The 23,838-nt window shown below is 61.0% G+C and carries 23 protein-coding genes; 12 read left to right on the top strand and 11 right to left on the bottom strand.

The window, feature by feature from the left end; translation table 11 throughout:
- Positions 1 to 68 precede the first annotated feature (68 nt).
- A complete protein-coding gene (locus tag K0B93_RS07030; RefSeq protein WP_219866527.1) occupies positions 69 to 1,631 on the top strand; it encodes a BCCT family transporter in 1,563 nt (520 codons plus the stop codon).
- A gap of 26 nt (positions 1,632 to 1,657) precedes the next feature.
- Here the strand turns inward: K0B93_RS07030 and K0B93_RS07025 are convergent, their stop codons facing one another.
- The 3 genes from K0B93_RS07025 to K0B93_RS07015 form a co-directional block, all read right to left on the bottom strand.
- A complete protein-coding gene (locus K0B93_RS07025; RefSeq protein WP_219866526.1) occupies positions 1,658 to 2,302 on the bottom strand; it encodes a DsbA family oxidoreductase in 645 nt (214 codons plus the stop codon).
- Between the two features lie 32 nt (positions 2,303 to 2,334).
- Complete coding sequence (locus K0B93_RS07020) at positions 2,335 to 3,702, bottom strand: dicarboxylate/amino acid:cation symporter (RefSeq protein ID WP_228743323.1); 1,368 nt, start codon at positions 3,700 to 3,702, stop codon at positions 2,335 to 2,337.
- 88 nt (positions 3,703 to 3,790) lie between these two features.
- Entirely contained in the window at positions 3,791 to 4,519 is a 729-nt protein-coding gene (locus K0B93_RS07015) for a pseudouridine synthase (RefSeq protein WP_219866525.1), read from the bottom strand.
- Positions 4,520 to 4,573: 54 nt separating this feature from the next.
- Between K0B93_RS07015 and K0B93_RS07010 the strand changes: the two genes are divergently transcribed.
- The 5 genes from K0B93_RS07010 to rarD all read left to right on the top strand — a co-directional run bounded on the left by K0B93_RS07010 (position 4,574) and on the right by rarD (position 9,683).
- The gene (locus K0B93_RS07010) at positions 4,574 to 4,813 is read left to right on the top strand and encodes a TIGR02647 family protein (protein WP_219866524.1); all 240 of its coding nucleotides are present in this window, start codon (positions 4,574 to 4,576) and stop codon (positions 4,811 to 4,813) included.
- A 64-nt stretch (positions 4,814 to 4,877) separates the two neighbouring features.
- Positions 4,878 to 5,612 (top strand): TVP38/TMEM64 family protein, encoded by a 735-nt coding sequence (locus tag K0B93_RS07005; RefSeq protein WP_219866523.1) that lies wholly within the window; start codon positions 4,878 to 4,880, stop codon positions 5,610 to 5,612.
- Complete coding sequence (locus K0B93_RS07000) at positions 5,609 to 7,807, top strand: hypothetical protein (RefSeq protein WP_219866522.1); 2,199 nt, start codon at positions 5,609 to 5,611, stop codon at positions 7,805 to 7,807. The genes K0B93_RS07005 and K0B93_RS07000 overlap by 4 nt, the downstream gene beginning before the upstream one ends.
- Positions 7,808 to 7,908: 101 nt before the next feature.
- A complete protein-coding gene (locus K0B93_RS06995; protein WP_219866521.1) occupies positions 7,909 to 8,796 on the top strand; it encodes a DMT family transporter in 888 nt (295 codons plus the stop codon).
- A complete protein-coding gene (rarD, locus tag K0B93_RS06990) occupies positions 8,793 to 9,683 on the top strand; it encodes an EamA family transporter RarD (protein WP_219866520.1) in 891 nt (296 codons plus the stop codon). The genes K0B93_RS06995 and rarD overlap by 4 nt, the downstream gene beginning before the upstream one ends.
- Positions 9,684 to 9,697: 14 nt before the next feature.
- On the opposite strand, the gene K0B93_RS06985 is transcribed toward rarD, so the two are convergent.
- Together K0B93_RS06985 and K0B93_RS06980 are read right to left on the bottom strand one after the other, a co-directional pair.
- Positions 9,698 to 10,588 (bottom strand): haloalkane dehalogenase, encoded by an 891-nt coding sequence (locus K0B93_RS06985; protein WP_219866519.1) that lies wholly within the window; start codon positions 10,586 to 10,588, stop codon positions 9,698 to 9,700.
- 51 nt (positions 10,589 to 10,639) lie between these two features.
- Positions 10,640 to 11,377, bottom strand: a complete 738-nt coding sequence (locus K0B93_RS06980; RefSeq protein ID WP_219866518.1) for a maleate cis-trans isomerase — start codon at positions 11,375 to 11,377, stop codon at positions 10,640 to 10,642.
- 110 nt (positions 11,378 to 11,487) lie between these two features.
- Between K0B93_RS06980 and K0B93_RS06975 the strand changes: the two genes are divergently transcribed.
- Complete coding sequence (locus tag K0B93_RS06975; RefSeq protein WP_219866517.1) at positions 11,488 to 12,390, top strand: diacylglycerol/lipid kinase family protein; 903 nt, start codon at positions 11,488 to 11,490, stop codon at positions 12,388 to 12,390.
- Between the two features lie 228 nt (positions 12,391 to 12,618).
- Positions 12,619 to 13,401 (top strand): substrate-binding periplasmic protein, encoded by a 783-nt coding sequence (locus tag K0B93_RS06970; protein ID WP_219866516.1) that lies wholly within the window; start codon positions 12,619 to 12,621, stop codon positions 13,399 to 13,401.
- Here K0B93_RS06970 and K0B93_RS06965 read toward each other — a convergent pair.
- Positions 13,392 to 14,432 (bottom strand): sterol desaturase family protein, encoded by a 1,041-nt coding sequence (locus K0B93_RS06965; RefSeq protein WP_219866515.1) that lies wholly within the window; start codon positions 14,430 to 14,432, stop codon positions 13,392 to 13,394. The two genes, K0B93_RS06970 and K0B93_RS06965, sit on opposite strands and share 10 nt — an antisense overlap.
- A gap of 74 nt (positions 14,433 to 14,506) precedes the next feature.
- A complete protein-coding gene (locus K0B93_RS06960) occupies positions 14,507 to 15,535 on the bottom strand; it encodes a GlxA family transcriptional regulator (protein ID WP_219866514.1) in 1,029 nt (342 codons plus the stop codon).
- A gap of 123 nt (positions 15,536 to 15,658) precedes the next feature.
- Here K0B93_RS06960 and K0B93_RS06955 point away from each other — a divergent pair, with 123 nt between their 5' ends.
- Positions 15,659 to 16,561: an alpha/beta fold hydrolase gene (locus K0B93_RS06955; protein ID WP_219866513.1), complete on the top strand. Its 903-nt coding sequence runs from the start codon at positions 15,659 to 15,661 to the stop codon at positions 16,559 to 16,561.
- Here K0B93_RS06955 and K0B93_RS06950 read toward each other — a convergent pair.
- Positions 16,558 to 17,070 carry a DUF2244 domain-containing protein gene (locus K0B93_RS06950; protein ID WP_219866512.1) on the bottom strand — a complete coding sequence of 171 codons (513 nt, stop codon included), beginning with the start codon at positions 17,068 to 17,070 and terminating at the stop codon, positions 16,558 to 16,560. The two genes, K0B93_RS06955 and K0B93_RS06950, sit on opposite strands and share 4 nt — an antisense overlap.
- A 159-nt stretch (positions 17,071 to 17,229) precedes the next feature.
- Here K0B93_RS06950 and mtgA point away from each other — a divergent pair, with 159 nt between their 5' ends.
- Positions 17,230 to 17,931, top strand: a complete 702-nt coding sequence (mtgA, locus tag K0B93_RS06945; protein ID WP_219866511.1) for a monofunctional biosynthetic peptidoglycan transglycosylase — start codon at positions 17,230 to 17,232, stop codon at positions 17,929 to 17,931.
- 122 nt (positions 17,932 to 18,053) lie between these two features.
- Positions 18,054 to 18,716: an NAD-dependent epimerase/dehydratase family protein gene (locus K0B93_RS06940; protein WP_228743425.1), complete on the top strand. Its 663-nt coding sequence runs from the start codon at positions 18,054 to 18,056 to the stop codon at positions 18,714 to 18,716.
- Positions 18,717 to 18,723: 7 nt separating this feature from the next.
- On the opposite strand, the gene K0B93_RS06935 is transcribed toward K0B93_RS06940, so the two are convergent.
- A complete protein-coding gene (locus K0B93_RS06935) occupies positions 18,724 to 20,391 on the bottom strand; it encodes a GMC family oxidoreductase (protein WP_219866509.1) in 1,668 nt (555 codons plus the stop codon).
- Positions 20,392 to 20,432: 41 nt separating this feature from the next.
- On the bottom strand, positions 20,433 to 21,944 hold the full coding sequence (locus tag K0B93_RS06930) for a CoA-acylating methylmalonate-semialdehyde dehydrogenase (protein ID WP_219866508.1): 1,512 nt from the start codon (positions 21,942 to 21,944) through the stop codon (positions 20,433 to 20,435).
- A gap of 186 nt (positions 21,945 to 22,130) precedes the next feature.
- On the opposite strand from K0B93_RS06930, the gene K0B93_RS06925 reads away from it, so the two are divergent.
- A complete protein-coding gene (locus tag K0B93_RS06925) occupies positions 22,131 to 23,093 on the top strand; it encodes a LysR family transcriptional regulator (RefSeq protein WP_219866507.1) in 963 nt (320 codons plus the stop codon).
- On the opposite strand, the gene K0B93_RS06920 is transcribed toward K0B93_RS06925, so the two are convergent.
- The gene (locus tag K0B93_RS06920) at positions 23,043 to 23,828 is read right to left on the bottom strand and encodes a ZIP family metal transporter (protein WP_219866506.1); all 786 of its coding nucleotides are present in this window, start codon (positions 23,826 to 23,828) and stop codon (positions 23,043 to 23,045) included. The genes K0B93_RS06925 and K0B93_RS06920 overlap by 51 nt on opposite strands.
- Between the last annotated feature and the right edge of the window lie 10 nt (positions 23,829 to 23,838).

The raw sequence follows: 23,838 nt of genomic DNA, 5'->3' as shown, positions 1-23,838 counted from the left end.
AATTACCGATAGCAACCTCATTAGTCGCTGCGTAGGGTGCCCGGCCCATTCAATAACCGGCGAGTTTCATGTCCTCAAGTAGTGCAACGCTTCCCCTCAAAGATGCCTCCGGGCTTCAGCGGCTGGGCGATCCTGTCGTCCTGGTGCTTACCATTGGATTCATCCTCCTGTTCGTTGGCTGGTCCCTGAACGATGCCGAGGGCCTGGCCTCCGTGATCGGTGACGGCTTTACCTGGACCGCCAAATACCTTGGTTCGTTTTTCCAGCTGCTCCTGTTACTGACCTTTTTCATCGCCCTGGTTGTCGCGTTTAGCCGCGCCGGCGTTGCCCGGCTCGGCGGCTTGGCCCGGCCGGAAATCAGCACCTTCCGCTGGATGTCGATGATTCTTTGCACGCTGCTGGCCGGAGGCGGTGTCTTCTTCGCGGCCGGCGAGCCGGTGTACCATTTTGTGGTATCGCCGCCGGTCTCCAGCGCCGAGGCGGGAACGGCGGCAGCGGTGGCTCCGGCTATGGCGCAGTCGTTCATGCACTGGGGCTTTCTGGCCTGGGCCGTGCTCGGGTCACTGACGGCGCTGGTGCTCGCCCATGCCCACTATGTCCAGGGCAAGCCCCTGCAACCGCGCACACTGCTCTATCCGGTACTCGGTGAACGGCTGATGACGGGCTGGTTTGGCGGCCTGGTGGATGCCCTCTGCGTGATTGCTGTCGTGGCCGGGACCGTTGGCCCCATCGGCTTCCTGGCAACCCAGATGAGTTTTGGGCTGCACGAGCTGTTCGGCATTGCGGATGATTTTTCCACACAACTCACCATCCTGGCGTTGCTGGCCGGGTTGTACATGGCATCGGCCGTGAGTGGCTTGCACCGCGGCATTCAGATGCTGAGTCGTTTCAACGTTATCCTGGCCCTGGGGATTGCAGCCGTGATTTTCGTGTTCGGTCCCACTCTGTTCCTGACCAATACCTATCTGTCCTCTGCTGGCGAATACCTGTCTTCGTTCTTCGCGATGTCGACGGTGACGGCAGAAACCGCGCCGGATTGGTGGATGAAGTGGTGGACAGTGTTCTTCTTTGCCTGGTTCATCGGCTATACGCCGCTCATGTCCATCTTTGTGGCACGGATCTCCCGTGGCCGCAGCATTCGGCAGACCATCCTGGCCGTTGCCGTCCTGGCGCCGATTGCCACGTCGATCTGGTTTACCCTGCTGGGCGGCTCCGGCATCTATAACCAGCTGGCCGGAACCTTTGACCTGACCGAAGCGCTCAACGGTTTCTCATTCGATGTCGCTACCCTGACCGTGGCAGAGGCTTTACCGGGGGGGACGTTCATGGCAGCCGCCATCCTCCTGCTGACCACCATTTTTGTGGCGACCACCGGGGATTCCATGAGCTATGCGATTGCCACCGTAGGCGCTGGCCATGATGAACCGCACTACCTGGTGAGGGCGTTCTGGGGTGGAGCCATGGCGATCATGGCAGCGATTCTTCTGTATATGGGCGCGGGCCAGATTGGCGTACTGCAGCAGTTTATCGTGCTGACGGCGATTCCCGTCTCGCTGATCATTTTGCCGTCGCTGTGGACCGGACCAAAAGCTGCCTACGCAATGGCCCGGGCACAGAGCATCCCGGTTTAAGGAGTTTGGCGGACGCGTTCGGGCGCCTAGGGTTCCGAGGCGATTTCCCTGAATGCCCCGACCAGCGTGTCCGGCTCCTGCGCACCGGAAATCATGTATTTCTGATTGACGATGTAGGCCGGCACGGCGGACACGCCGGCCTGTTGGTATCGAGCCTCGTCTTCGCGCACGGTTGTTGCGTAGCGATCCGAGGCCAGGACCGCCCGGGCTTCATCCCCGTCCAGACCAATGCTTTCCGCACACTTAACGAGTACCTCCGGGCTGGCAATATTCTCGGCATGGCCGAAGTAGGCCTCGAAGCAGGCCATTTTCATTTCGGTTTGCCGGCCCTGTTCACCGGCCCATTTGACCAGGCGGTGGGCATCAAAGGTGTTGCGTGTATGCCGTTCCTGAAGCTTGCTGAAGTTGAGCCCCAGCCCGCTGGCGATTTCCATCATGTGGGCCTGATTGGCCTGCATTTCCTCGGGGCTGCGGCCGTACTTCCGGCTCAGGGCCTGAAGGATGGGTTCACCGTCCCCGGCGGGGTCCGGGTTCAGCTCGAATGCGTGCCACTCGATACTGAACGTCATTTCATCTTTCAGTTCCGCCATGGCCTTTTCCAGGCGGGCATATCCGATCGCACACCAGGGGCAGGCGATGTCGGAAACGATGTCGATGCGAACAGTTGTCATGAGAGCTCCCGGTTTGGTGTCGTCTGGTCAGGTTACCGGAAAGCGGACCGCTGTGTCGTGGTCAGGATTCCTGGGTCAGCGGCTCTGGAGTCAGGCGTTTTCCGGACCAGTTTTCCATCAGCTTGCAGGTGACCAGGTCCCCGGTAACGTTGATGGCAGTACGACACATATCGAGATATCCGATCGACCCCCATGATCAGCGCGATGCCGCTGGGTGGTACACCGACGGTCTGCAGCACCATGGCCAGGATGACGATACCCACGCCCGGAGTTGCTGGCGAACCAATGGAGGCGCCCACGGCCATGGCAACCACCAGCGCCATACTGCCCATGCCGAGGTCGACGCCATAGACCTGGGCCAGGAACACCGTCGCAACGGCCTGGTAAAGCGCCGTACCATTCATGTTGATGGTAGCCCCGAGCGGGATGACGAACTGGGAGACCGAGGGCCGCACCCCGAGCTTGTCCTCCGCGGTCCGGATGGATAACGGCATAACGGCGGCGGAGCTGGACGTGGAGAACGCCAGCAGCAGAACGTCCCGGCTGTCTTTCAGAAAACGAAACGGCGGCTGGCCGGCCACCAGTTTCAGGATCAGCATGTAGACGCCGAGCATCAGGAGCAGGCCCATCAGTACGGTGGCAACGTAGGACGCCATGCCCAGCATGGCATTGAAACCAATGGTGGTGGTCAGTTGCGCCATCAGGCCAAAGACCGCAAATGGGGCGAGCCTCATGGCCCAGCCCACCACGGTCATGCAGATCTGTTGCAGCGAATCCAGCAGTTCGAGCATCGGGCGCGATTTCCGGGGTTCCATACTGACCAGCGCGATGCCGACAATAATCGAGAAGATGACCACTTGAAGCATCTGACCTTCGACCATGGCGTCGAGCGGGTTGCCCGGCAACAGGCCGATCAGGGTCGCGGGCAGTTCGTCGACGCCGGGCATGTCCGCCGCAGTAACGTCGTTTGTTGCCGGTGCCGGCGTGGCCAGTCCCTTCAACATGCTGCCGGGGTTCATCAGGTTGCCAATCCAGAGGCCAATGGCGGCGGCGATGGCGGTGGTGATGACAAAGAAGCCGGTGACTCGCAGCCCCAGTTTACGCAGCTGATCAAGATTCTCGCTGGCGGCCAGGCCTCGTACAACGGAGGCGATGACCAGGGGAATGACAATCATCTGGATGGTGGCCAGGAACAACTGTCCGGGGAAAGCCAGCCAGTTCCCGATCAAAGTACCGGTATTGGGTTCCACCAGACCCACTGACGGCCCCAGTATGGTGCCCACGATAAGCCCCAGGAACATGCCGACCAGAACTTTCAGCCAAAGCCGCCCCTGAACCAGTGCGGAGAGGTAGCTGCTCAGATTGCGTAGCTGTCGCGGATAGTAGGTGTTGTTGGCCATGGCGGGGAGTCGTCCGTGTGTCTGTACGTTGCCTTCCGGAAGCTTAGTGCATTACACAACAGCGCGGGCGGTGTGGCCCTGAGCTGGGTCAACTCTGAACCAGAAGCCGGTCAACCGTTGCCGGACGAACGGAGTCGATCTCCGGGGCTGTCAGCGGCCGAGAGTCCCCGGGCGCCAGGGCGGCGTCCAGTTCGATGGCTCCCATTTGTTCCCGATGCAGCGAGGTAATGCGGTTGCCGACAGCATGAAACATTCGCTTCACCTGGTGGTAGCGGCCCTCGTAAATCGTTACTCGCGCTGCCTGCGGCCCGAGCAGTTCCAGCGTGGCCGGGGACGTCCTCAGCTGTTCGAACTCAAACCAGATGCCTTCGGCAAAGCATTGTGCAGTCTCTTGGCTGATAGGGTCGGCGGTCTCGACCCGATACACCTTCGGCAGTTTGATTTTCGGCTCCGTCAGCTGACGCGACCAGGTGCCGTCGTTGGTGAGAATCAGCAAGCCGGTACTGGCTCGGTCCAGCCGCCCGGCGATGTGCAGTTCCTGGCGCAGGGATGGGGCAATGAGATCCAGCACCGTCGTGTGAACGTCATCCACGGTGGCGCTGAGGTAGCCCGCGGGTTTGTGAAGCATCAGGTAGTGGGCAGTGTCGCCGGGCTGGATGATTGCCTCGTCGACTCTGACCGTGGAAAAACGATCCACATCCCTGGCCGGAACCCGGCAGGGTGTCCCGTTTACAGTCACCCGACCCGCTGCGATCAGCGCGTTGGCTCGCTTGCGGCTGACCCCGTCCCGGTTGCTGAGAATTCTGGAAAGCTTCATGGTGTTAATCGACTATGCTGTGAGGAAGTCACGACAATAATACGAGGAATTGCCATGCCATTCTCTGCTGATCACCTTGCCGAACTCAATCTTCTGGCCCAGTTTCCGTCGAGCTCCACCCAGGAGGGGATCAAGGTGCATGCCCATTCTGCGTCTGCGGAAACCGTCAGGGCAGCGGAGAATCTGTTTGCCCGGGGCCTGATCAGCCAGAAGGATGGTGGTTACCTGACGCCGTTGGGGGCCGAGGCCGTCGAGCTCACCCAGAAACTCCACGCCATTTTCAGCAACCAGTGACGGTAAGGCGTTGCCGATGAAGTCGGCTTTGAGCGCCAGTCTGCTCGCGCGTTAGGGTGTTGCCATGGGCAACTGGAAAAAGTCTCCGATTCTGTGGATGGCGGGCAGCGTTGCCGGAGTCGGCGCGATAGTCGGACTCCTGTACGCGTTCGGCGTTCACCATCAGGTGCTTGAGCTGCTGCGCTGGGTCGATAGTCAAGGTATGTGGGCGGCGGCGATGTTCATCGGCATCATGGCACTGGCCATGGTGCTCCTGCTGCCCGGGGTCTTGCTGACTACTGGCGCGGGATTTGTGTTTGGCGTGGTCCAGGGCACCACCTACGTGGTAGTAGGGACAACCCTGGGATCAGCCATCGCGTTTCTAATTGCCCGTCATTTTCTGGGCGAACACGCCCATGTCTATATCCGGAGCAGGGCCCGGCTGTCAGTGGTCAGTAGTGAGATGGCTCCCCACGGCTGGAAAATCGTGTTGCTCACGCGACTGATCCCGTTCTTTCCGGGCAAGCTCTCCAATTTCCTGTTTGGTCTGACCAACTTTTCGTTCGGTGGCTTTATCGTGGGGACGTTCTTTGGCGTGATTCCGTTTTCCCTGCATAACGTTTACCTGGGCTCGCTGGCGGCGGATCTGTCAACGCTCGGTGCTCGCGAAAGCGCCCGCACGCCGTTGGAATGGACCATCTACGGGGCCGGTTTTGCCGGTACCGTGCTGGCGGTGGTGTTTCTCAATCGGCTGGCCCGCCGGGCACTGGCCCGTTACCGGATAGAGACGGAAACCACGGAGGAGGACTACACCCCATGAGCTGGATGAAATGGTTGCCCTGGCGTTATCTGGTCAAGCATATGGCCCATCGGCATGGTTTTCTCGACCCGATCGCTCTGCTGGGCAAACTGCATGGCTTTGCCCAGCCGTCGGAAGTGGGCGAGCCTATCGAGCTGCTGCGGGCCGGGGTGGTGTTCCATGCCCGAGGCCTGATCAACAGCCGGGTGATCCAGCACAATCTGGATTGGGTCTGGCCCTATTGGGTGGAGCGCCAGTTTGACCCCACAGACGCTGCCTTCATCCCCCGGGCTTTCTCGATTACCCACATCAACCTGAGTAACCGCAACTGGACTGCCGTGGGCCAGCCGGATGTGGAAGCCTTGCCGGTTGTGGATCCACGGGGGCTGTTGACCCCGTTGTACGATGGCTGGTCCCTGGATGGCTGGCTCCTGGCGGACGACGGCCGTTGCCTGCTGCCATCTCGTTGCCGGGTCAGCCGGCAGTGGCAGGAGCTCGGTAGCAATCCCTGCGTGGTCACTGAATCGGAGATGGAGGGGCTGAAGCTGATCAGCCGTGCGCGGGTCGTGATCGAGCATGGCCGACCGGTATGCCAGCTTGAATTGGAGGGGCACTCTGACGTTTCCGGTTCATTGGTGTTATCGCTGCGCCCCGCCAATCCGGAAGGGGTCGCCTTCATTCACCGGGTGAACCTGTCGGACCAACGCGACGCCTGGCGGGTGGAGGGCAAACAGCCGGTGTTCTTCAGTGAGCCGGCTCGCAGCCACCACGTCTCTGACTACCGGCAGGGGGATGTTCATATCCATCTGGCGGACAAGGAAGATCAGACCGAAGGCGTATGTGACGTGGGTATGGTTACCGCGGCAGCGCTGTTTCCGGTACAGGCTGGGAAAGCTGCCAAGCTGACGGTTACCGTGCCCCTGGCAGATGAACCGGTGGCTGGTCTGCGCCCGGAAGCCTGGGACGAAACACTGGAGGGCCACGCCCGGCTGGAGTGCCCGGATGAAACCTGGCAGTTTCTGTACGAGGCCGCAATCCGGTCGCTGGTGCTCCATTCGCCTGAAGACGTCTACCCCGGTCCCTATACCTACAAGCGATTCTGGTTCCGGGACGCCGCGTTTATTATCCATGCGCTGCTGTGTGCCGGAATGACCGAGCGTGCCGAGCGCGCCCTGAACCAGTTCCCGGACCGCCAGCTGAAGAACGGGTATTTCCGGTCCCAGGAGGGCGAGTGGGATGCCAACGGCGAAGTTCTGTGGATTTTGCAGCGCTTTTTCGCGATGACGGGGCGGAAAATGCCCATCGACTGGTTTGAACCGGTCAGCAAGGGCGCTCACTGGATCCAGAAGAAACGCGTGAGCGGTACCCTGGACAAGCCCCATGCCGGGCTGTTGCCGGCAGGGTTCAGTGCCGAACATTTGGGCCCCAACGATTACTATTACTGGGATGATTTCTGGGGTATCGCCGGTTTGAGAGCAGCCTCCGAACTGCTGGCCTCGGACGATCCGGACACCAGTGACATGTTTGCGGCCGGGGCCCGGGAATTCACCCAGACCGTGGACCGCAGCCTCGCCGGCTGTGAACGCCGGCTCAAACGCCCTGGCATGCCAGCGTCCCCCTATCGACGGATGGATGCCGGAGCTATCGGGTCCCTGGCAATGGGGTATCCGACCCAGCTCTGCCAGCCGGATGATCGCCGGTTGCTCGATTGTGTCGAATTCCTGCTGGAGAACTGTTTTGTGAAGGGGGCGTTCTACCAGGATATGATCCACTCCGGACTGAACGCATACCTCACCCTGCATGTGGCCCAGGTACTGCTTCGGGCCGGCGATGCCCGTTATCTTGACCTGATGGACTCCGTGGCGGGCCTCGCCTCGCCAACGGGTCAGTGGCCGGAGGCTATCCATCCCGGCACCGGGGGTGGATGCATGGGCGACGGTCACCACGTCTGGGCCTCGGCCGAGTGGGTGCTGATGGTTCGGAACTGTTTCGTACGGGAGGAGGGTGACCGGCTGATTCTCTGCGCCGGGGTGCCTGAGCGCTGGCTGGACCAGGACCGGCCCATCCGTTTCGGGCCCGCGCCCACCAGTTTCGGACCCATCTCCATAGCCATTCAGCCGCGTCAGGGGGCCGCGCCGGATGTTACCTGGAGCGGCCATTGGCATGCAGAAGAACCAACCGTTGAGGTGCACCTGCCCGGTAGGGAAACCCGATGATCTGTACTGGTTATTCACCCGGTTTTCTGTATCTGTTTTGTTTGCCAGCTAACTACTATAGTGGCCGTACTGGAAGCCATCACTGATTTCGGTTGCAACGCATGCGTTCATTCTTCTATTCGTTTTTTGTTCCCGCCCTGTTTGTCTGGCTCTGGAGCACCGGTTTTATTGGCGCCAAATACGGTTTGCCCTTTGCGGAGCCGTTTACGCTCCTGTTGATCCGTATGCTGTTGACGCTGGTTTTGCTGCTCGGGCTGGCCTGGCTGATGAAGACTCGCTGGCCGGGCTGGCGCGGCGCCGGCCACCTGGCCGTCACCGGCATCCTGGTTCACGGCTGTTACCTGGGCGGCGTTTACTATGCCATTGAGGGTGGGATGGCATCGGGTATTGTGTCGCTGATTGTTGGCCTTCAGCCGCTGGTCACCGCGGCGGCGGCGGTCGTGTTCCTGAAAGAGACCGTGAGTCGTCGCCAATGGCTGGGCCTGGCGCTGGGGCTGGTTGGCGTGACCCTGGTGCTGGTGGAAAAGTTCGGCGGCACCGGATCCAGTGTCGGGTTTTCGCCTTGGGCCCTGCTGTGGGCAGTCTTCGCGCTGGCGGGGATCTCCATGGGCACGGTGTACCAGAAACGCCACGGCACCGGAGCGGATCTGGTTGCCGGTACCCTGATCCAGTACGGCGCTGCCGCCACCTTCTTTGCCATCGGTGCCTTCGCCCTGGAGTCCAGGGAGGTTGAGTGGAGCCTGCAACTGCAGCTGTCCATGGCCTGGCTGGTCCTCGGTGTGTCCATCGGTGCAATCCTGCTGCTGATGTGGCTCATTCGCCAGGGCGCTGCCTCCCAGGTGGCGAGCCTGTTCTACCTGGTGCCCCCGGTTACGGCACTGGAAGCCTACCTGCTGTTCGATGAGCGCCTCGGGGGCCTGGCCATGATTGGCGGCCTGGTGGCCATTACCGGGGTGGCCCTGGTCGTTACCCAGAAGAAGTCCGCATGAACGAGACCACCCGGGGCGTCTGTTATGGACTGTCTGCCTACACCATCTGGGGCTGTTTCCCGCTGTTCTTCGCGCTTTTCGAAGGGGTGCCGGCGTTCGAAATCCTGGTTCACCGGATTATCTGGTCCTGCGTCTTTCTGGCTTTGGTGATCACGGGGCTGCGTCGTTGGCCAGCCGTGCGGGCAGCGCTCGGGAATCCCAGGCAGTTATGGCGGGTGCTGGGCTGTGCCCTGCTGATCGCGGCGAACTGGGGTATATACATCTATTCCGTGGAGACCCGGCACGTACTGCAGGCAAGTCTTGGCTATTTCCTGACGCCGCTGGTGAACGTCGCCCTGGGCATGCTGGTGCTTCGCGAGCGGATGGGGCCGTGGCAAATGGCGGCAGTGATGCTGGCCGGCATCGGTATTCTGATCCAATTGGTCATGCTCGGCGAGTTGCCCTGGATTACCCTGGCGCTGGCGATCAGTTTCGGCACCTACGGTTTGCTGCGCAAGCAGGTCGTGCTGGACGGGCTGTCGGGTCTGTTTGTGGAAACTCTGTTGCTGTTGCCCGTCGGGTTGATGACCTTCGGCTGGCTTCGCCATGCGGAGCTGTCCCACTTCGGCGACAGCGTTTCTATCGGCGCACTGCTGATGGCGAGCGGAATCGTCACCGCCATTCCGCTGCTGTTGTTCGCGGGCGCGGCGCGCCGCCTTCGCCTGGCTACGGTAGGGTTTCTGATGTACATCAACCCGACGCTGCAGTTCTTCATCGCGCTGCTGGTCTTCGGGGAACCCCTGAGTCAGGTCCAGCTGGTCAGTTTCGTGGTGATCTGGGTCGCCCTGGCCCTGTACACCTGGTCGTCCTGGCACTACCGGCCACGGGTGCCGGCAGGACAGAACTGACGTGCCCGGCCAGATCAGGCCATGGTGGCCAGCAGGTCGTTGATCGCCCGGGCGAAGGGCACTGGGGAATCTTCCTGAAGGAAGTGGCCGCCCTTGAGGGTGACGTGGGGCTGGTTTTTGGCGCCCGGAATTCGCTCCTGCAGGTACCGGTCGCCACCCCGGGTAATCGGATCGCCATTACTGAAGGTGGTGAGGAATGGCTTTTCCCATTGTTCCAGTACCTTCCAGGCGGATCGATTGGCGTCTGTGGCCGGGTCGTCCGGGGTCATGGGCACCAGCCTGGGAAAGGCCCGGGCACCTGCCTTGTACTTTTTGCCGGGAAACGGAGCGTCGTAGGCGCGCATCTCCTCCGGCCCCAGTTTGCGGAACGAGCCGGTCCTGATGATCCGGGCAATGGGGAACCACGGGCTGTACAGGGCAAAATTCTTCCAGATCTTGAACGCCGGTGGCGCTTTCTGATCGCCGGTCGGCAGCATGCCGTTGCCCACTACAATGGCCCGGAACCGGTCCGGGTTCTCGGCTGCAAGGCGCAGGCCCAGTAACGATCCCCAGTCCTGGCACACCAGGGTGATGTCAGTCAGTTCGAGCTGGTCAATGAACGACTGCATCCAGTCCATATGCTGCTGGTAACTGTAATCATCAATCGACGTGGGTTTGTCGGATTTGCCGAAGCCGATCAGGTCCGGCGCAATGACCCGATGGCCCGCCGCCGCACAGACCGGAATCATGTGCCGGTAGAGGTAGGACCAGGAGGGCTCACCGTGCAGCATCAGTATCGGCCTGGCCTCCGCGGGTCCCTCGTCGACATAATGCATTCGCAGGTTATCAAGCTGGACGTAGTGGGGCTCGAAGGGGTAATCCAGCAGGCGTTCAAATCGCTTATCGGGGGTTCTGACGAAATCCATGGCGGAGGCCTTGTTATCCTTTTTTGTTCGTCTGGCTGAGGCCGGTCGGCTTCAGAGTTCTGTGGCGAAGAGTGTGCCCAGTCCCTGCTGGGGCGTCAATTTGCCACACAGACGCAGCCCTTCCCAGAAGCTGACCTGGTTGGCGGTGAGTACCGGTTTGCCGGCCGCGGTTTCCAGCTCCTCCAACCAGCTTGCCGAGTGCAGTGCGGTGTCCGGGATCAGCACGGCATCGGCATCCGGGTGATTGTTCTCGCTAACGAACCGCAGCACGGCGTCCCTGCCCAGCATGCCGGCTTCGGCGGCGGTGGCAATACCGTGGCTAGCCAGTCTCACCACCTCAATGTCGAAGTGTTCCAGAAAGCTCTGGAACAGGGCGGCCACGTCGTCCGGATAGGTGGCCGCGATGGCTACCTTCCGGGCATCGATCGCAGTGACTGCCCGGGCGAACGCCATGGCGGTGGTGGACGCTGGAACCTGCAAGGCTTTCTCCAGGGTATCGATCTGCTCCCGGATGCCATCGAGCCCCCGGACAAAACTGGCGCTGGTGGAGGTCCATAGAACCGCTTCAATGCCCGAGTCGCGAAGCCGGGCCGCACCCTCGATCAGTCTCGGGGGGCTCCCCATCTCGGTCAGCGCCTCCACCGTGTGAGCGTCTGCAGTAAAGTTCGTGTGGATGACCCGGATGTCTGCGGCCGGGTGCACCATCCTGGCCAGGCGCGGATAATCATCCTCGGCAGCGTGGCCGGGATACAGGAAACCGATATGGGCGACATAACCATTGTTCTCCATACATCAACCATAGTCGTGAGGCGGATTCGGGGCCAATGGGTTATCGTTTGTCTGAATACGGTGCTGTGTGCGATGCGCGATCGAACGGGCAGATACAGGAACGATCTGAAATGACCCATTGGCTGGTGGCAAACCGGAAAGCCGGTTCGGGCGAACGGGGGCGAGAATTCTGGCGTGACGCACTGGCGTCAGCCGGTATCCCGGATCCGGAATGCTGTGACTTCGGCGACGATGATTGGGCCGACAGAGTGAAAGCCGGGGATGTGGTTATGGTAGCCGGCGGTGATGGCTCAGTGAATCGCGGAGCGCAGTTGTGCGTGGAAAAAGAGGCCACCCTGGCGGTTCTGCCGTCGGGCACCGCTAATGACTTCGCCCGTAATCTGGGACTGCCCGAAGAGCCCGCCGAGCTGTGTGCCCTCATTGCCAGCGGTACCCGACAGTGGGTGGATGTTGCGGAATTCGGCCAATCGCTGTTTCTCAATGTCGCCCATATTGGCCTCGGAACCTTGCCCGTGCGGGAGTCGGAAGGTACGGAAAAAAAACTGTTCGGTCGCTTCAGTTACGGCCTGGGGTTGTTACGGCGGATCAACGCCAAACGAGGTTTCCGGGCGGAAATTCGCTGTGACAAGGCTTTTGTCAAAGGGCGGTGGCTGTCCATTGCCGTGGCCAGCGGCGCCTTTTTCGGTGGCGGGAACGAGATTCCCGAGGCGTCCGCCAATGACGGTCAGCTGGATGTCATCGCAGTAAAACCACGGCACCTGTTCCAACTGCTGCTCACCTTTCTGATGGTCCGGCTACACCGGCGCTCCCCCCAGCGGACCAGCACTATTGTCCACCTGAAGGGCATACGCTGTTCGGTACGGACCGGGAAGCCGAAAACGGTCACCGCGGATGGCGACGTCGTAGGAAAAACGCCACTTGATGTGGTGTGTCGGCCGCACGTACTGTCGGTGATCGGCCCCACGGTAGTCAGTACCGGCGAGCCGCCTTCCAGCGGTCGTGACCGACACTGAAGGATCTTTTCAAGGTATTGATTTCGATTCGTTTCCTTTCCGGATACGTTTTGTCACTGACTTTTTTTCGTGGACGCGCAATCATGGGCGTTATTGGCAGAATCGCTCAAGTCGACTGGCCGGAACGTACAGTATGTAGCTTTTGCAATGATGGCGTCTGGCTCGGTCAGGTAACCTGCCGGTGAATGGTCCCTCTTCATCAACCCTATCTTTGATCAAGGACACGAAATGCCCAGTGAATCAACAGCGGTCGTAACCACCCTATTCAAGGCCGCCAAATCCGGTGTTCTGGCTCTCACACTCGCAGCCTTCGCTACTGCCTCGGTTGCCGCCGAAAGGCTCTACATTTTTACCGAGAACTACCCGCCCTACAACGCGTCGGTATCCGGTAAGAGCTTTGCCCATGACGAGGATGACATCACCGGTATCTGCAGCGATATGGTTAAGGCCATGCTGGCCCGGGTGGACTATGACTACGTGATGAAGATGCGGGCCTGGAGCTACGCCTATGACTGGGTCCAGGGCCGCGAGAACCATGGGCTGTTCTGCACGGCCCGAACCGAGGAGCGTGAAGACCTGTTCCAGTGGGTCGGGCCATTGGCCTCGATAAAGTGGACGCTGTTTGCCGCCCCGGATTCGGACATCACCCTGGATAGCCTGGAGGACGCCAGGGAGCTTCAGATTGCCGGTTACAAAGGCGATGTCATGTCGGAGTACCTGGTGGGTCAGGGATTCAATGTGGCCATGGGTATGTCGGGTGACGTGAACACCCGGCGACTGATGCTGGGGCAGGCAGATCTATGGGTAACGGACGGTTTGGTCGGGCCACTGGTCGCCGAGCAGGAGCATGGGATTACCGGGCTGAAACCGGTTCTGGTTTTCCGTGAGACACCCATGTATCTGGCCTTCAGCAAGAACACCGATCCCGCCATTGTCGCCGACCTGCAGCAGGCTCTGGATGCCGCCCGCGCTGCCGGCGAGCTTGACGCCATCGCGGCGCGTTACGAGTAGGGGCTGTTCTCGGGGCCCGCGCTGCCAGGGCGGGCTGAAACCGGGCGGCGGAGCCTGCGTGCCAGTTCGACAAACGGGGTGACAATCAGGCTGTACAGGGTCAGGTAGCGTTCCTGGTCCAGCGCCCCGGTTCCGAAGCGAATGGGTTCGGGGTTGTTCGTGGTGGTGTACAGGGTGCCGAACATCCAGTCCCAGAGTGAGAGGTTGGTCCCGAAGTTCTTGTTGAAGTGCCGTGGGGCATCACTGTGGTGAATCTGGTGCTGGGCGGGACTGTTGAGTATGTGTTCGAGATTCGGGCCGAACGACAGCCAGACATGACTGTGCCGGAGGTTGGCGGCAAGGGCATTGAAAACGAACACCAGGTAGGTCACGCCGAACAGGGTATACCGACTGATTTCACCGCCGCACAGGTACCAGAAAATCCCCGCGTAAAGCCCGATGCAGAGGGCTGTTGCCAGGCGCTCCACTATTTTTTCAACGAAATGTATCCGGCTGGCCGTCACCGGCACCAGCACCGGTGCCGAGTGATGCACCTTATGGAATTCCCAGAGCCAGCGTGAATGGAACGCCCGGTGTACCCAGTAATGCTTGAAGTCCTGAACCAGGAATACGCCCAGGCCATACAGCAATGACAGGGCGAGATTGTTGCCCATCTCGGGCCTGGCTCCCCACAGGTTGTTGAAAAAGGCAATGTAGTCGCCGGAGGTCAGGATCAGGGGATCCACCAGGGCCACTGCCGGCAGGACCAGGACAACTTTGAGGATGGCGCGAACCAGATAGTACTGGTAATCGAGCAGGGCCGAGCGATGCAAGTTCACGCTGCGACCGCCGATAAACTGCCAGAAAGAGGGTGCATCGGTCTGTCCGCGGTGTTTTCTGAAGCGGAACAGACCGTAGGCTACCGCGTAGGAAACGCACAGAAAGAACACGCCAAAGCGTCCGTTCAGATCAAATATCCCGGTAAATCGATCGAAAACCGGATCGAGAACGACACGGTTCAATTCAGAAAAGAGAAAATCCAGCTGCTCCAACGCGCCACCACCCACGACTGCCAATGGCGGCGAAGTTTATGGAATATCTGCAGGAAACGCAATGATAGTAATTCTCAGTCAGTGTGTGCCGCGAGCTGGGGCCGGGCACGCGCGGGCGTTACGTAGCTGAAACGGCGGCGGTATTCCTCCATGGTGCAGCCGACATTCCGTTTGAACAGGCGCCGGAACGAGCTGGCATCTTCGTAGCCGACATCCCAGATAATCTGGGCGGTCTGGCGCCGGGTCGATTCCAGGCCATGTTTGGCGGCTTCAATCCGCAGGTGTTGCAGGTAATTCAATGGTGTTTCGCCCGTGGCATCCTTGAACCGGCGCTTGAACGTTCTCGGCCCCAGTCTGGCCCGTTCGGCCAGGTCGTCGATGGCGATTGGGTCGGCGTAGTGCTGCTCCAGCCAACTCTGGATGTCTCCAATTACCTCGTCTTGGTGGGCCCTGCTGCTATAAAAGTTCATGTAGGGCGTCTGCTCGGCCCGGCGTGCGTCCAGGATCAGTAATTTGCTGCAGGCCACTGCGAGCGCGGGGGAACCCAGCCTCTCGACCAGGTAGAGGCACAGGTCAATGAACGAGGTTGCGCCACCGGCACAGATGATCTGGCCGTTATCGATCAGCAATTGCTCCGCTTCCAGCCTGATGCCCGGGTAGCGCCGGCGAAAGGCCGGAGCCGCGCGCCAGTGGGTTGTGGCGACGTGTTGTTCCAGCAACCCGGCCTCGGCAAGCACGAAACTGCCAGTGCAGACGCTGGCGACAATCGCTCCCCGGTCCACGGCCGAGCGCAACCAGGGATGAAGTGGGCGGGACTGGTCGAGCGCCGCACTGATGTGACGGTCACCGATCACGGCCTCCATCGCCGACCCAACGATGATGACATCGGGCTGGAAATCCTCCCAGCGCACCGTTGGTGCAATCGGAATCCTGCTGAAGGAGTGGACCGGCTCATTATCGATGGTCACGATCTGGCAATCGAACAACGGCTCGTTCCGGGCTGTGCCCCGGTCGCAGTAGTTGGCGGTGGCGAAAAAATCCATGACACCGACAATGCCACTGCCGTGGCAGAAGGGCAGGGCGACAATGGCGATCTTGTTCATGGTGGGGTGTCCTTTTTCGCATCTACAGTGTCAAATATGACACTCACGGGCCGGTCTGGCAAGTCGTAATCTGAAACGGTCAATCAGGTTGGCCACCCGGCCAACAGCGAAGGAGGGATTGTCATGACTGCCCAATTCACAACCAACACAGACGCCGCAAAACGGCTTCCCGAGGCTCCACTGGCTCATCGCAACGGACGGGTGGCTGCCGTGGGAACGGCCCTGCAATGGCTGCATCGGGTCGCGCCCCGCACAGCCGGGAATATTGTCGAGAACCTGTTCTTTTCGCCCCAGCGGCTGCCACTGCCAATTCGCTATGAATACCTGCTCGACGAGGCGAGCAGTTACACGCAGCTCCAGTACGGTGCCCACACCATCCCGGTATTCAGCTGGGGGGATGGTCCGGTGGTCATGATGGTGCACGGCTGGTCCGGCGGCGGCATCCAGTTCGGAGCGTTTGTAAAGCCTCTGGTCAAGGCCGGTTTTCGGGTTGTGGTGTTTGATGCGCCCGCCCATGGCCGGGCCCAGGGGAGCCAGACCAACCTATACGAGATGGCGGATGTGGTGTTCAAGGTCGCCGCCAGCGTGGGACCGGTCGAGGCCATCATTGCCCATTCCATTGGTTCGCTTGCGGCCGCGCGGGCCGTGGTGGATGGGGTTCGGGCCAAGCATCTGATCATGCTGGCTCCGCCGCGGGATCTGGCTTCCGTGGTTGCCGGCTTCGGGGCCACACTCGGGCTTTCAGAAGCTCTGGTTTCCGAGCAGCGCCGGCGGATGGAGCAGCGATTTGGCCCGGATGTCTGGCGCCAGTTTTCGTTCGATGATCTGGCACCGGAGCTGGCCCCCCGGGGGCTGGTGGTGATCGATCGCGATGATCAATCTGTTCCGGCCAGTCACAGTGATCGGGTCCACCTGAAATGGCCCGGCTCGGAAAAATTGCAGACAGAAGGCCTGGGGCATTACAAATTGCTGTGGCACCCGAGTGTGGTGGAACGGATATACCAGCGGCTCGCGACCGCGGGCTAGAACCAGAGCCCGATCTCAGGATCGGGCTCTCTTCGTTCAATCGCCAGGCCGCGTGCTTCCAATAACTGCACCAGGGTCTCGGTGTCCTCAATGTTCAGGAAGGTGCCGAGCGTCACACTGGTGTCCCGGTGGATCAATTCCAGTTTGGGTGGCGTGAAGGGATGTGGCGGAGCACTCAGGCGCAGACGCGCATAGCGCCTGGGCAAGGTCCATTCCGCCAGTTTCCGCGTCCGTCCTTTCTCCAGATGGATGTCGGCGTCATTGATGGTCAGAACTTCCCGGCGCTGGCAGGCCCGTGAGGTGAGGTAGAAACCCGCCGCTAGGGCAGCCAGTTCCAGTCCGGCGAAAGGAATGATGACCCAGGCGCCAGCGACCGCCATGCCAGCGGCAATCACTGCAGAAACAGTCAGCAGGCCCAGCCAGATCCTGACATTGCCACGCCAGCTCAGGGAGTGATTGGGGGTCAGCAGAAGCCGGAAGCCCTCCGGATGCGTGAGATGCTCCACCATAGTCCGATGCCTTTCGAGTCAGGCCTTTTCGGTATACGACGTGTTGCAGCGCTCCGATGATGGGGTAGCCTGAAAGATTGGTAATTCAAACAGGATTCAAACCACGACATACTGAGCGCCCTTAATTGATGATAGTCAAAACTGTCTGGTGACGAACCTGTGGCACGACAATCCCTGATCAGAAAATCCCTGAACGCACTGGCGTGGACGTTGGTGGGTGCCCTGGTGCTGGTGTTCGCCGTGATCACCCTGTTCCGGTTCGTGGATCCGCCGACCTCAAGCTTCATGCTGGGCTATCGGGTGTCGGCTCCGGGGCAGTCATTGCATCAGGAGTGGGTCGATTTGGAGGCGATTTCTCCCTGGATGCCGCTGGCCGTTGTGGCCAGTGAAGATCAGCGTTTTCCTCATCATTGGGGCGTGGATTTTAATGCCATCCGCAAGGCCCTGGCGGAATACAACGCGGGTGAAGGCCTGCGAGGTGCCAGCACCATCACTCAACAGACGGCGAAGAACCTGTTTCTGTGGAACGGTCGCAGTTTTGTGCGTAAGGCGCTGGAGGCCGGGCTGGCGTTGGGCATTGACGCACTCTGGCCGAAGAAGCGCATTCTCGAGGTGTACCTGAACATCGCGGAGTTTGGCCCCGGCATTTATGGCGTGGAGGCCGCGAGCCGTCTTTACTTCGGTGTTGCGGCCAGCCGGCTCTCCCAGGTTCAGGCGGCCAGGCTGGCGGCGGTGCTGCCAAATCCGAAAGTGTTGAGTGCGGTGAGCCCCTCGGCCTACGTCTGGGATCGGGTCTACTGGATCCGGGACCAGATGGGCCAGTTGTCGGGCCTGAATTACCTGCGTGGCGTGCTGCAGTAGCGCCGTTCCGGCCGGCCCACACTGCCGTAACTGACTTCCGCCGTGCCGATTTAAAGGCGGTGCGCCCGGCATTGTGAGAGACTGGCATCAGAGACTGGGGAGGAGATAGGGCTTTGAAGGTAATGGTAGTGGGGGCAACCGGACTTACCGGCGCCAAAGTCGTTGAGGGGTTGCTGGCGCGCCCTGAAGTCGAGGCGGTGGTCACCCTGGTACGGCGAAAGACCGACAGGGTTCACCCCAAACTGACGGAACACGAGGTCAATTTTGACAACCTGGAGGCGTCGTCCGGGTTGTTCAGCGTCGATGCCATCGTCTGCTGTCTTGGCACCACCATCAAGAAAGCCGGATCCCGGGAACAGTTTCGAAAGGTGGATTACGGCTATTGCCTGAAAACCGCGGAACTGGGCCGGGCGGCCGGTGCTGGCGGGTTTATCCTGATGTCCGCCATTGCGGCCTCGTCCGATTCAACCATCTTCTACAATCGGGTGAAGGGGGAGCTGGAAGACGCTGTGCGCGGGCTGGGTTACCCCTACCTGTCGATCTATCATCCGAGCCTGTTGCTGGGCGACAGGCAAGAACAACGCACCACAGAGGCGCTGGGGATCAGAGTGATGCCCCTGGTAAACCGGGCGCTCATAGGCCCGTTGGAGAAATTCCGGGGCGTGCCGGCGGCCACCGTGGCCCGGGCCATGGTCAACGAGGTGTGTGCGTTGCCCCCCGAGCGAATGGCCGGGCAGGGCACGCAGACCCGTGAGTACCCGGACATCGTCGCACTGGCGCACTGAGCCGGAGTTACTCTCCGGCCAGAATCCAGGCTGCGGCCTTTTCCGCAATCATCAGGGTAGGTGAGTTGGTGTTGCCGCTGGTAATCGTCGGCATGACACCTGCGTCGACTACTCGCAGGCCGCTCACGCCCCGGACCTTCAGGCGGGGATCGACCACGGCCATGTCGTCATCGGGCCGGCCCATGCGTGTGGTGCCTACCGGGTGGAAGATGGTGGTGCCGATGTCACCCGCCAGCTTGGTCAGTTCGTCGTCGGTCTGATATTGCAGGCCGGGTTTGAACTCCTCTGGCTGGTACTGGGCAAAGGCTTCCTGCTCGGCAATGCGGCGGGTCACCCTGAGGGAATCCGCTGCCACCTTCCGGTCCTCGGGCGTGCTCAGGTAATTGGGCGCAATTGCGGGCGCCTGTTTCGGATCCCGGCTGCGAATGCGCACGGTGCCGCGGCTGGTCGGATTGAGGTTGCACACGCTGGCGGTGATCGCCGGGAAGTTGTGCAGGGGTTGCCCGAAGGCATCCAGGCTCAATGGCTGGACGTGGTACTCGATGTTGGCGTGCTCGAATTCCTCGGAGCTGCGGGTAAACAGGCACAACTGCGAGGGCGCCATGCTCATGGGGCCAGACCGGGTCAACAGGTATTCCAGGCCGATGCGGGCCTTGCCCACCAGCGAATTTGCCATGGTGTTCAGGGTGGTGGCGCCGTGGACTTTGTAGATCGAACGAATCTGCAGGTGGTCCTGCAGGTTCTCGCCCACACCAGGCAAGTCGGCCACCACCGGTATGTCGTGCGCTTTCAACAGGTCAGCCGGCCCGATGCCTGATAGCTGCAGCAGTTGGGGCGAACCAATGGCGCCGGCGGACAGAATGACCTCCCGGCTTGCCTGGGCTGCGATCTCGCCTTCACCGGGCCGCTCAACCCGGACCCCGGTGCAGTGGGGTTCAGCGCCACCGGTCGTCTCCAGGCCGAGCACGTGGGTGGAGTGCCACAGGGTCAGGTTGGGGCGCTTCTCGGCTTCCCTGAGGAAGGCCTTGGAGGTGTTCCAGCGCCAACCCGAACGCTGGTTGACCTCGAAATAATCAACGCCCTCGTTATCACCCCGGTTGAAGTCCCGGGTTCGGGGGATGCCGGCCTGAACGCAGGCTTCGGCAAAGTCCTCGAGGACCTTCCATTTCAGACGCTGGTGCTCAATGCGCCATTCCCCGCCGTGGCCGTGGTATTTGCGATGATCCGGGTCGGCGTCACCACCGTCGTCGAGGCGATAGTGATCCTCGTGCCGCATGAAATCCGGCAGGCAGTTGTCCCAGGTCCAGGCGTCTTCGCCGGTGAGTTCAGCCCATTGATCGTAATCCCGGGCCTGGCCGCGGATGTACAGCATGCCGTTGATGCTGGAGCAACCTCCGAGGGTCTTGCCCCGGGGGTAGATCAGCGTGCGGCCATTGAGTCCTGGCGTCGGATCGGTGCGGAAACACCAGTCGGTGCGCGGATTGTCGATGCAGTAGAGGTAACCCACCGGAATGTGAATCCAGTGGTAGTTATCCCGGCCACCCGCTTCGATCAAGAGAACCCGGTTGTTGGGGTCTGCGCTCAGACGGTTGGCCAGCAGGCAGCCGGCGGAGCCGGCACCCACCACGATGTAGTCGAACTCAAGCTGTCCCTGTGCGTTCTTGTTGTCGGACATGGCTTTCTCCGAATCCTGTCTTAACGGTAGAGGCCACGGCGTTACTTGGCCGTGGGCATCACAAATTCAGCGCCGGCATCAATGGAATCGGACCAGCGCTGCATGATGGATTTCTGCCGGGTGTAGAAGCGCACCCCTTCCTCGCCGTAGGCGTGGGTGTCGCCAAACATCGAGCGCTTCCAGCCACCGAACCCGTGCCAGGCCATGGGTACCGGGATGGGCACGTTGATGCCGACCATGCCAATCTGGATGCGGCGTCCGAACTCACGGGCAACACTGCCACTTTCGGTGAAACAGCTGACGCCGTTGCCGAACTCGTGGTCGTTGATCAACCGGATTGCGGTGGCCACATCCGGAACCCGGACACAGGCCAGAACCGGTCCGAAGATCTCTTCCTTGTAGATGGTCATCTCCGGCGTGACATGGTCGAACAGGCTGCCGCCCATCCAGAACCCCTCATCGCATCCCTCGCCGGTGCTGGCGCTGTTGAATTCGCGGCCATCGACAACCAGTTCGGCGCCTTCTGTCACGCCTTTCTCAATGTAGCCGGTAATGCGCTGGTGCGCTGCGGCGCTGACGATCGGTCCCATCTCGGCATCCAGTTCCATGCCGTTCTTGACCTTCAGGTCGCGCGCCCGCTCGGCAAGACGCGGCATGATCTTGTCGGCGACATCGCCAACCAGTACTGCCACGCTGATCGCCATGCAGCGCTCGCCGGCGCTGCCATAGGCGGCCCCGATCAGGGCATCGACGGCCTTGTCCAGGTCGGCATCGGGCATTACCACCATGTGATTCTTGGCGCCGCCAAGTGCCTGGATGCGCTTTCCGTGACGGGCGCCGTTCTCATAGATCAGGTTGGCAATGGGCGTGGACCCGACGAAACTCAGCGCCATCACGTCCGGATGCTCGATCAGGGCCTCCACGGCCGTCTTGTCACCCTGTATCACGTTGAACACGCCATCGGGCAGGCCCGCCTGCTTGAGCAGATCCGCAAGCATCAGGGACGCGCTCGGGTCGATCGGGCTGGGCTTGAGGATGAAGGTGTTGCCCGCGGCAATCGCCACCGGGAACATCCACATGGGCACCATTGCCGGGAAATTGAACGGGGTAATGCCGGCAACCACACCCAGCGGCTGGCGGGTCGTCCAGTTGTCGATACCGGTGCTTACCTGTTCGGTGTAGTCGCCTTTCAGCAGCTGCGGGATGCCACATGCAAACTCGACAATGTCGATGCCGCGGGCAACTTCACCCTGGGCATCGGTAAAGACCTTGCCGTGTTCGCGGGTGATGGCCCCGGCAAGTTCGTCTTTGTGGGCATTGAGCAGGGCCAGGAACCGGAACATCACGCGGGCGCGGCGAATTGGCGGCGTGTCGGCCCAGCTGGGGAAGGCGGCGCTGGCCGCAGCTACCGCCTGAGCAACATCGTCCCGGTTTGCCAGAGCAACCTGACCGGTCACCGAGCCGGTGGCGGGATTGAACACGTCCTGGCTTTGGCCCGACGTACCCTCTGACATTTGTCCATTGATATAATGCTGGATCGTTGAGTTGCTCATGGTTTTCGTGTTCCTGCTCCGGTCCGTTTTTTCATCTTCCTCGTCATAACCCGCTAATTGGGGTTTTAATCGGGGTTGATGAAGAATTAAACAGTTAACTTAGTGTCGGCAGGCCCGTGAAGCAATTGAGATTTTCAAAATCATGATATAAGAAAAGCTTATATCGTTTCGGTGTGGGAGTCAGTGATGCAACATCTGCAGGGGTTGCGGGCATTTGTCACGGTGGCGCGGGAAGGCAGTGTCTCGCGGGCGGCCGAACGCCTCCATCTCACCCAGCCCGCCGTCAGCCTCAAACTCAAGCAGTTGCAGGATGATCTGGAGCTGAAATTGTTTCGGCGTAAACCCCAGGGGTTGGTTTTGACCGCCGATGGCCAGAGCCTGCTGCCGGTGGCTGAAAAGGCGCTGGCCGGACTCGCGGCCTTTGAACAAAGTGCCCGCGCGCTTCACAGCACCGTGAGGGGACGACTGAAAATCGGGACCATCGTGGATCCTGAGTTCATTCGACTGGGGGCGTTCCTGCACCGGCTGGTGGACCGGGCGCCTCAACTGGAAACCGAATTGCACCAGGGAATGAGTGGCAGCGTGCTTGAGCAGGTTCGTAGTGGCACGCTGGACGTCGGCTATTTTCTGGCGCCACCCGGAACCGGGCCCGCCTTGTCCGAGCTGGCGCACCGGGAACTGGCGCTGTTCGACTATCACGTGATAGCGCCGGCGGGATGGGCAACCCGGGTGGCAGACACCCGGTGGCAACATCTGGCCAGCCTGCCGTGGATCGTGACCCCGCCGGATTCTGTGCATAACCGCCTGCTGGCCAATGTCATGGAGCCCCTGGGGTTGGTGCCGCACGGTGTCGCCCAGGTTGATCAGGAGGCGTGCATGCTGGATCTGGTTCGCGCGGGGGTCGGGCTGAGCCTGGCTCGGGATGCCCTTGCCATGGCCGAACGCCAGGAACGCGGACTGGTGGTGGTCGGCGGTGTCCGTTTGCCCTGTGCACTGAGCTTTATCTGGCGCAAGGACCGATCGGATGAACCGGTGATTGCCGAAGCACTGGAGGCCCTGGCTGGCGTATGGTTGCTCGGGACGTTCGGCTCAGAGGGCCTAACCCAGGGTCGCATCAAGGAACATCATGATCACGAAGCCCGCGAGTAGCGAAAAGGTGGCCAGGGTCTTGTAGGAGTTCCGATGGGTTTCGGGGATGATCTCGTTGCTGATGATGAACAGCATGGCACCGGCCGCAAAGCCCAGGGTCCAGGGCATGATCGGTTCGGCCAGCCACACCAGTGTAGCGCCGAAGATACCGCCGACCGGTTCGGCCAGTCCGGTAAGCAGGGCAATGCCGAATGCCCGCAGCCGGGAGTAGTTGATCGCCAGCAGTGAGAAGGCGACCGCCAACCCCTCCGGAATGTTCTGGATCCCGATGCCGGTTGCCAGAACGTAGCCGTTGCGCACATCGCCTCCGGCAAAACCGACCCCCACGGCCATGCCTTCGGGGAAGTTGTGCAGGGTGATGGCAATGATGAACAGCCATATCCGACGGATGTGCGCCGGGTGAGGGCCTTCGAGCCCCAGATTGAAGTGTTCGTGGGGCAGCTTCTGATGGATATAGAACAACGCCCCGGCGCCGGACAGGACGCCAAGGATCACGAACAGGGCCGCGGCCCAGGTTGTTCCGATCAGGTCCTCGCCATACTCCAGTCCCGGAAGCAGCAACGAGAAGAACGAGGCGGCCAGCATCACGCCGGCCGCACCGGCCAGCATGCTGTCCTGAAGCCGGTCGGTCAGGGTCCGGAGAAAGAACACGGCCAGCGCGCCGAGGCCGCTGGCCAGGCCGGCCAGAAGACTCGCCAGCGTGCCCAGCCAGACAATGCTGATGTCCGTGCTCATTCATTCTCCC

It is taken from the genome of Marinobacter sp. F4218 (assembly GCF_019443085.1).
In the GTDB taxonomy this organism is placed as follows: Bacteria; Pseudomonadota; Gammaproteobacteria; order Pseudomonadales; family Oleiphilaceae; genus Marinobacter; species Marinobacter albus.
This window is presented reverse-complemented; position numbering and strand designations above follow the sequence as displayed.

What these genes read in the sequence shown, in the direction of transcription:
- K0B93_RS07030 (WP_219866527.1), top strand. Translation starts at nt 69, where the DNA reads ATGTCCTCAAGTAGTGCAACGCTTCCCCTCAAAGATGCCTCCGGGCTT.
- K0B93_RS07025 (WP_219866526.1), bottom strand. Translation starts at nt 2,302, where the DNA reads ATGACAACTGTTCGCATCGACATCGTTTCCGACATCGCCTGCCCCTGG.
- K0B93_RS07020 (WP_228743323.1), bottom strand. Translation starts at nt 3,702, where the DNA reads ATGGCCAACAACACCTACTATCCGCGACAGCTACGCAATCTGAGCAGC.
- K0B93_RS07015 (WP_219866525.1), bottom strand. Translation starts at nt 4,519, where the DNA reads ATGAAGCTTTCCAGAATTCTCAGCAACCGGGACGGGGTCAGCCGCAAG.
- K0B93_RS07010 (WP_219866524.1), top strand. Translation starts at nt 4,574, where the DNA reads ATGCCATTCTCTGCTGATCACCTTGCCGAACTCAATCTTCTGGCCCAG.
- K0B93_RS07005 (WP_219866523.1), top strand. Translation starts at nt 4,878, where the DNA reads ATGGGCAACTGGAAAAAGTCTCCGATTCTGTGGATGGCGGGCAGCGTT.
- K0B93_RS07000 (WP_219866522.1), top strand. Translation starts at nt 5,609, where the DNA reads ATGAGCTGGATGAAATGGTTGCCCTGGCGTTATCTGGTCAAGCATATG.
- K0B93_RS06995 (WP_219866521.1), top strand. Translation starts at nt 7,909, where the DNA reads ATGCGTTCATTCTTCTATTCGTTTTTTGTTCCCGCCCTGTTTGTCTGG.
- rarD (WP_219866520.1), top strand. Translation starts at nt 8,793, where the DNA reads ATGAACGAGACCACCCGGGGCGTCTGTTATGGACTGTCTGCCTACACC.
- K0B93_RS06985 (WP_219866519.1), bottom strand. Translation starts at nt 10,588, where the DNA reads ATGGATTTCGTCAGAACCCCCGATAAGCGATTTGAACGCCTGCTGGAT.
- K0B93_RS06980 (WP_219866518.1), bottom strand. Translation starts at nt 11,377, where the DNA reads ATGGAGAACAATGGTTATGTCGCCCATATCGGTTTCCTGTATCCCGGC.
- K0B93_RS06975 (WP_219866517.1), top strand. Translation starts at nt 11,488, where the DNA reads ATGACCCATTGGCTGGTGGCAAACCGGAAAGCCGGTTCGGGCGAACGG.
- K0B93_RS06970 (WP_219866516.1), top strand. Translation starts at nt 12,619, where the DNA reads ATGCCCAGTGAATCAACAGCGGTCGTAACCACCCTATTCAAGGCCGCC.
- K0B93_RS06960 (WP_219866514.1), bottom strand. Translation starts at nt 15,535, where the DNA reads ATGAACAAGATCGCCATTGTCGCCCTGCCCTTCTGCCACGGCAGTGGC.
- K0B93_RS06955 (WP_219866513.1), top strand. Translation starts at nt 15,659, where the DNA reads ATGACTGCCCAATTCACAACCAACACAGACGCCGCAAAACGGCTTCCC.
- K0B93_RS06950 (WP_219866512.1), bottom strand. Translation starts at nt 17,070, where the DNA reads ATGGTGGAGCATCTCACGCATCCGGAGGGCTTCCGGCTTCTGCTGACC.
- K0B93_RS06940 (WP_228743425.1), top strand. Translation starts at nt 18,054, where the DNA reads ATGGTAGTGGGGGCAACCGGACTTACCGGCGCCAAAGTCGTTGAGGGG.
- K0B93_RS06935 (WP_219866509.1), bottom strand. Translation starts at nt 20,391, where the DNA reads ATGTCCGACAACAAGAACGCACAGGGACAGCTTGAGTTCGACTACATC.
- K0B93_RS06930 (WP_219866508.1), bottom strand. Translation starts at nt 21,944, where the DNA reads ATGAGCAACTCAACGATCCAGCATTATATCAATGGACAAATGTCAGAG.
- K0B93_RS06925 (WP_219866507.1), top strand. Translation starts at nt 22,131, where the DNA reads ATGCAACATCTGCAGGGGTTGCGGGCATTTGTCACGGTGGCGCGGGAA.
- K0B93_RS06920 (WP_219866506.1), bottom strand. Translation starts at nt 23,828, where the DNA reads ATGAGCACGGACATCAGCATTGTCTGGCTGGGCACGCTGGCGAGTCTT.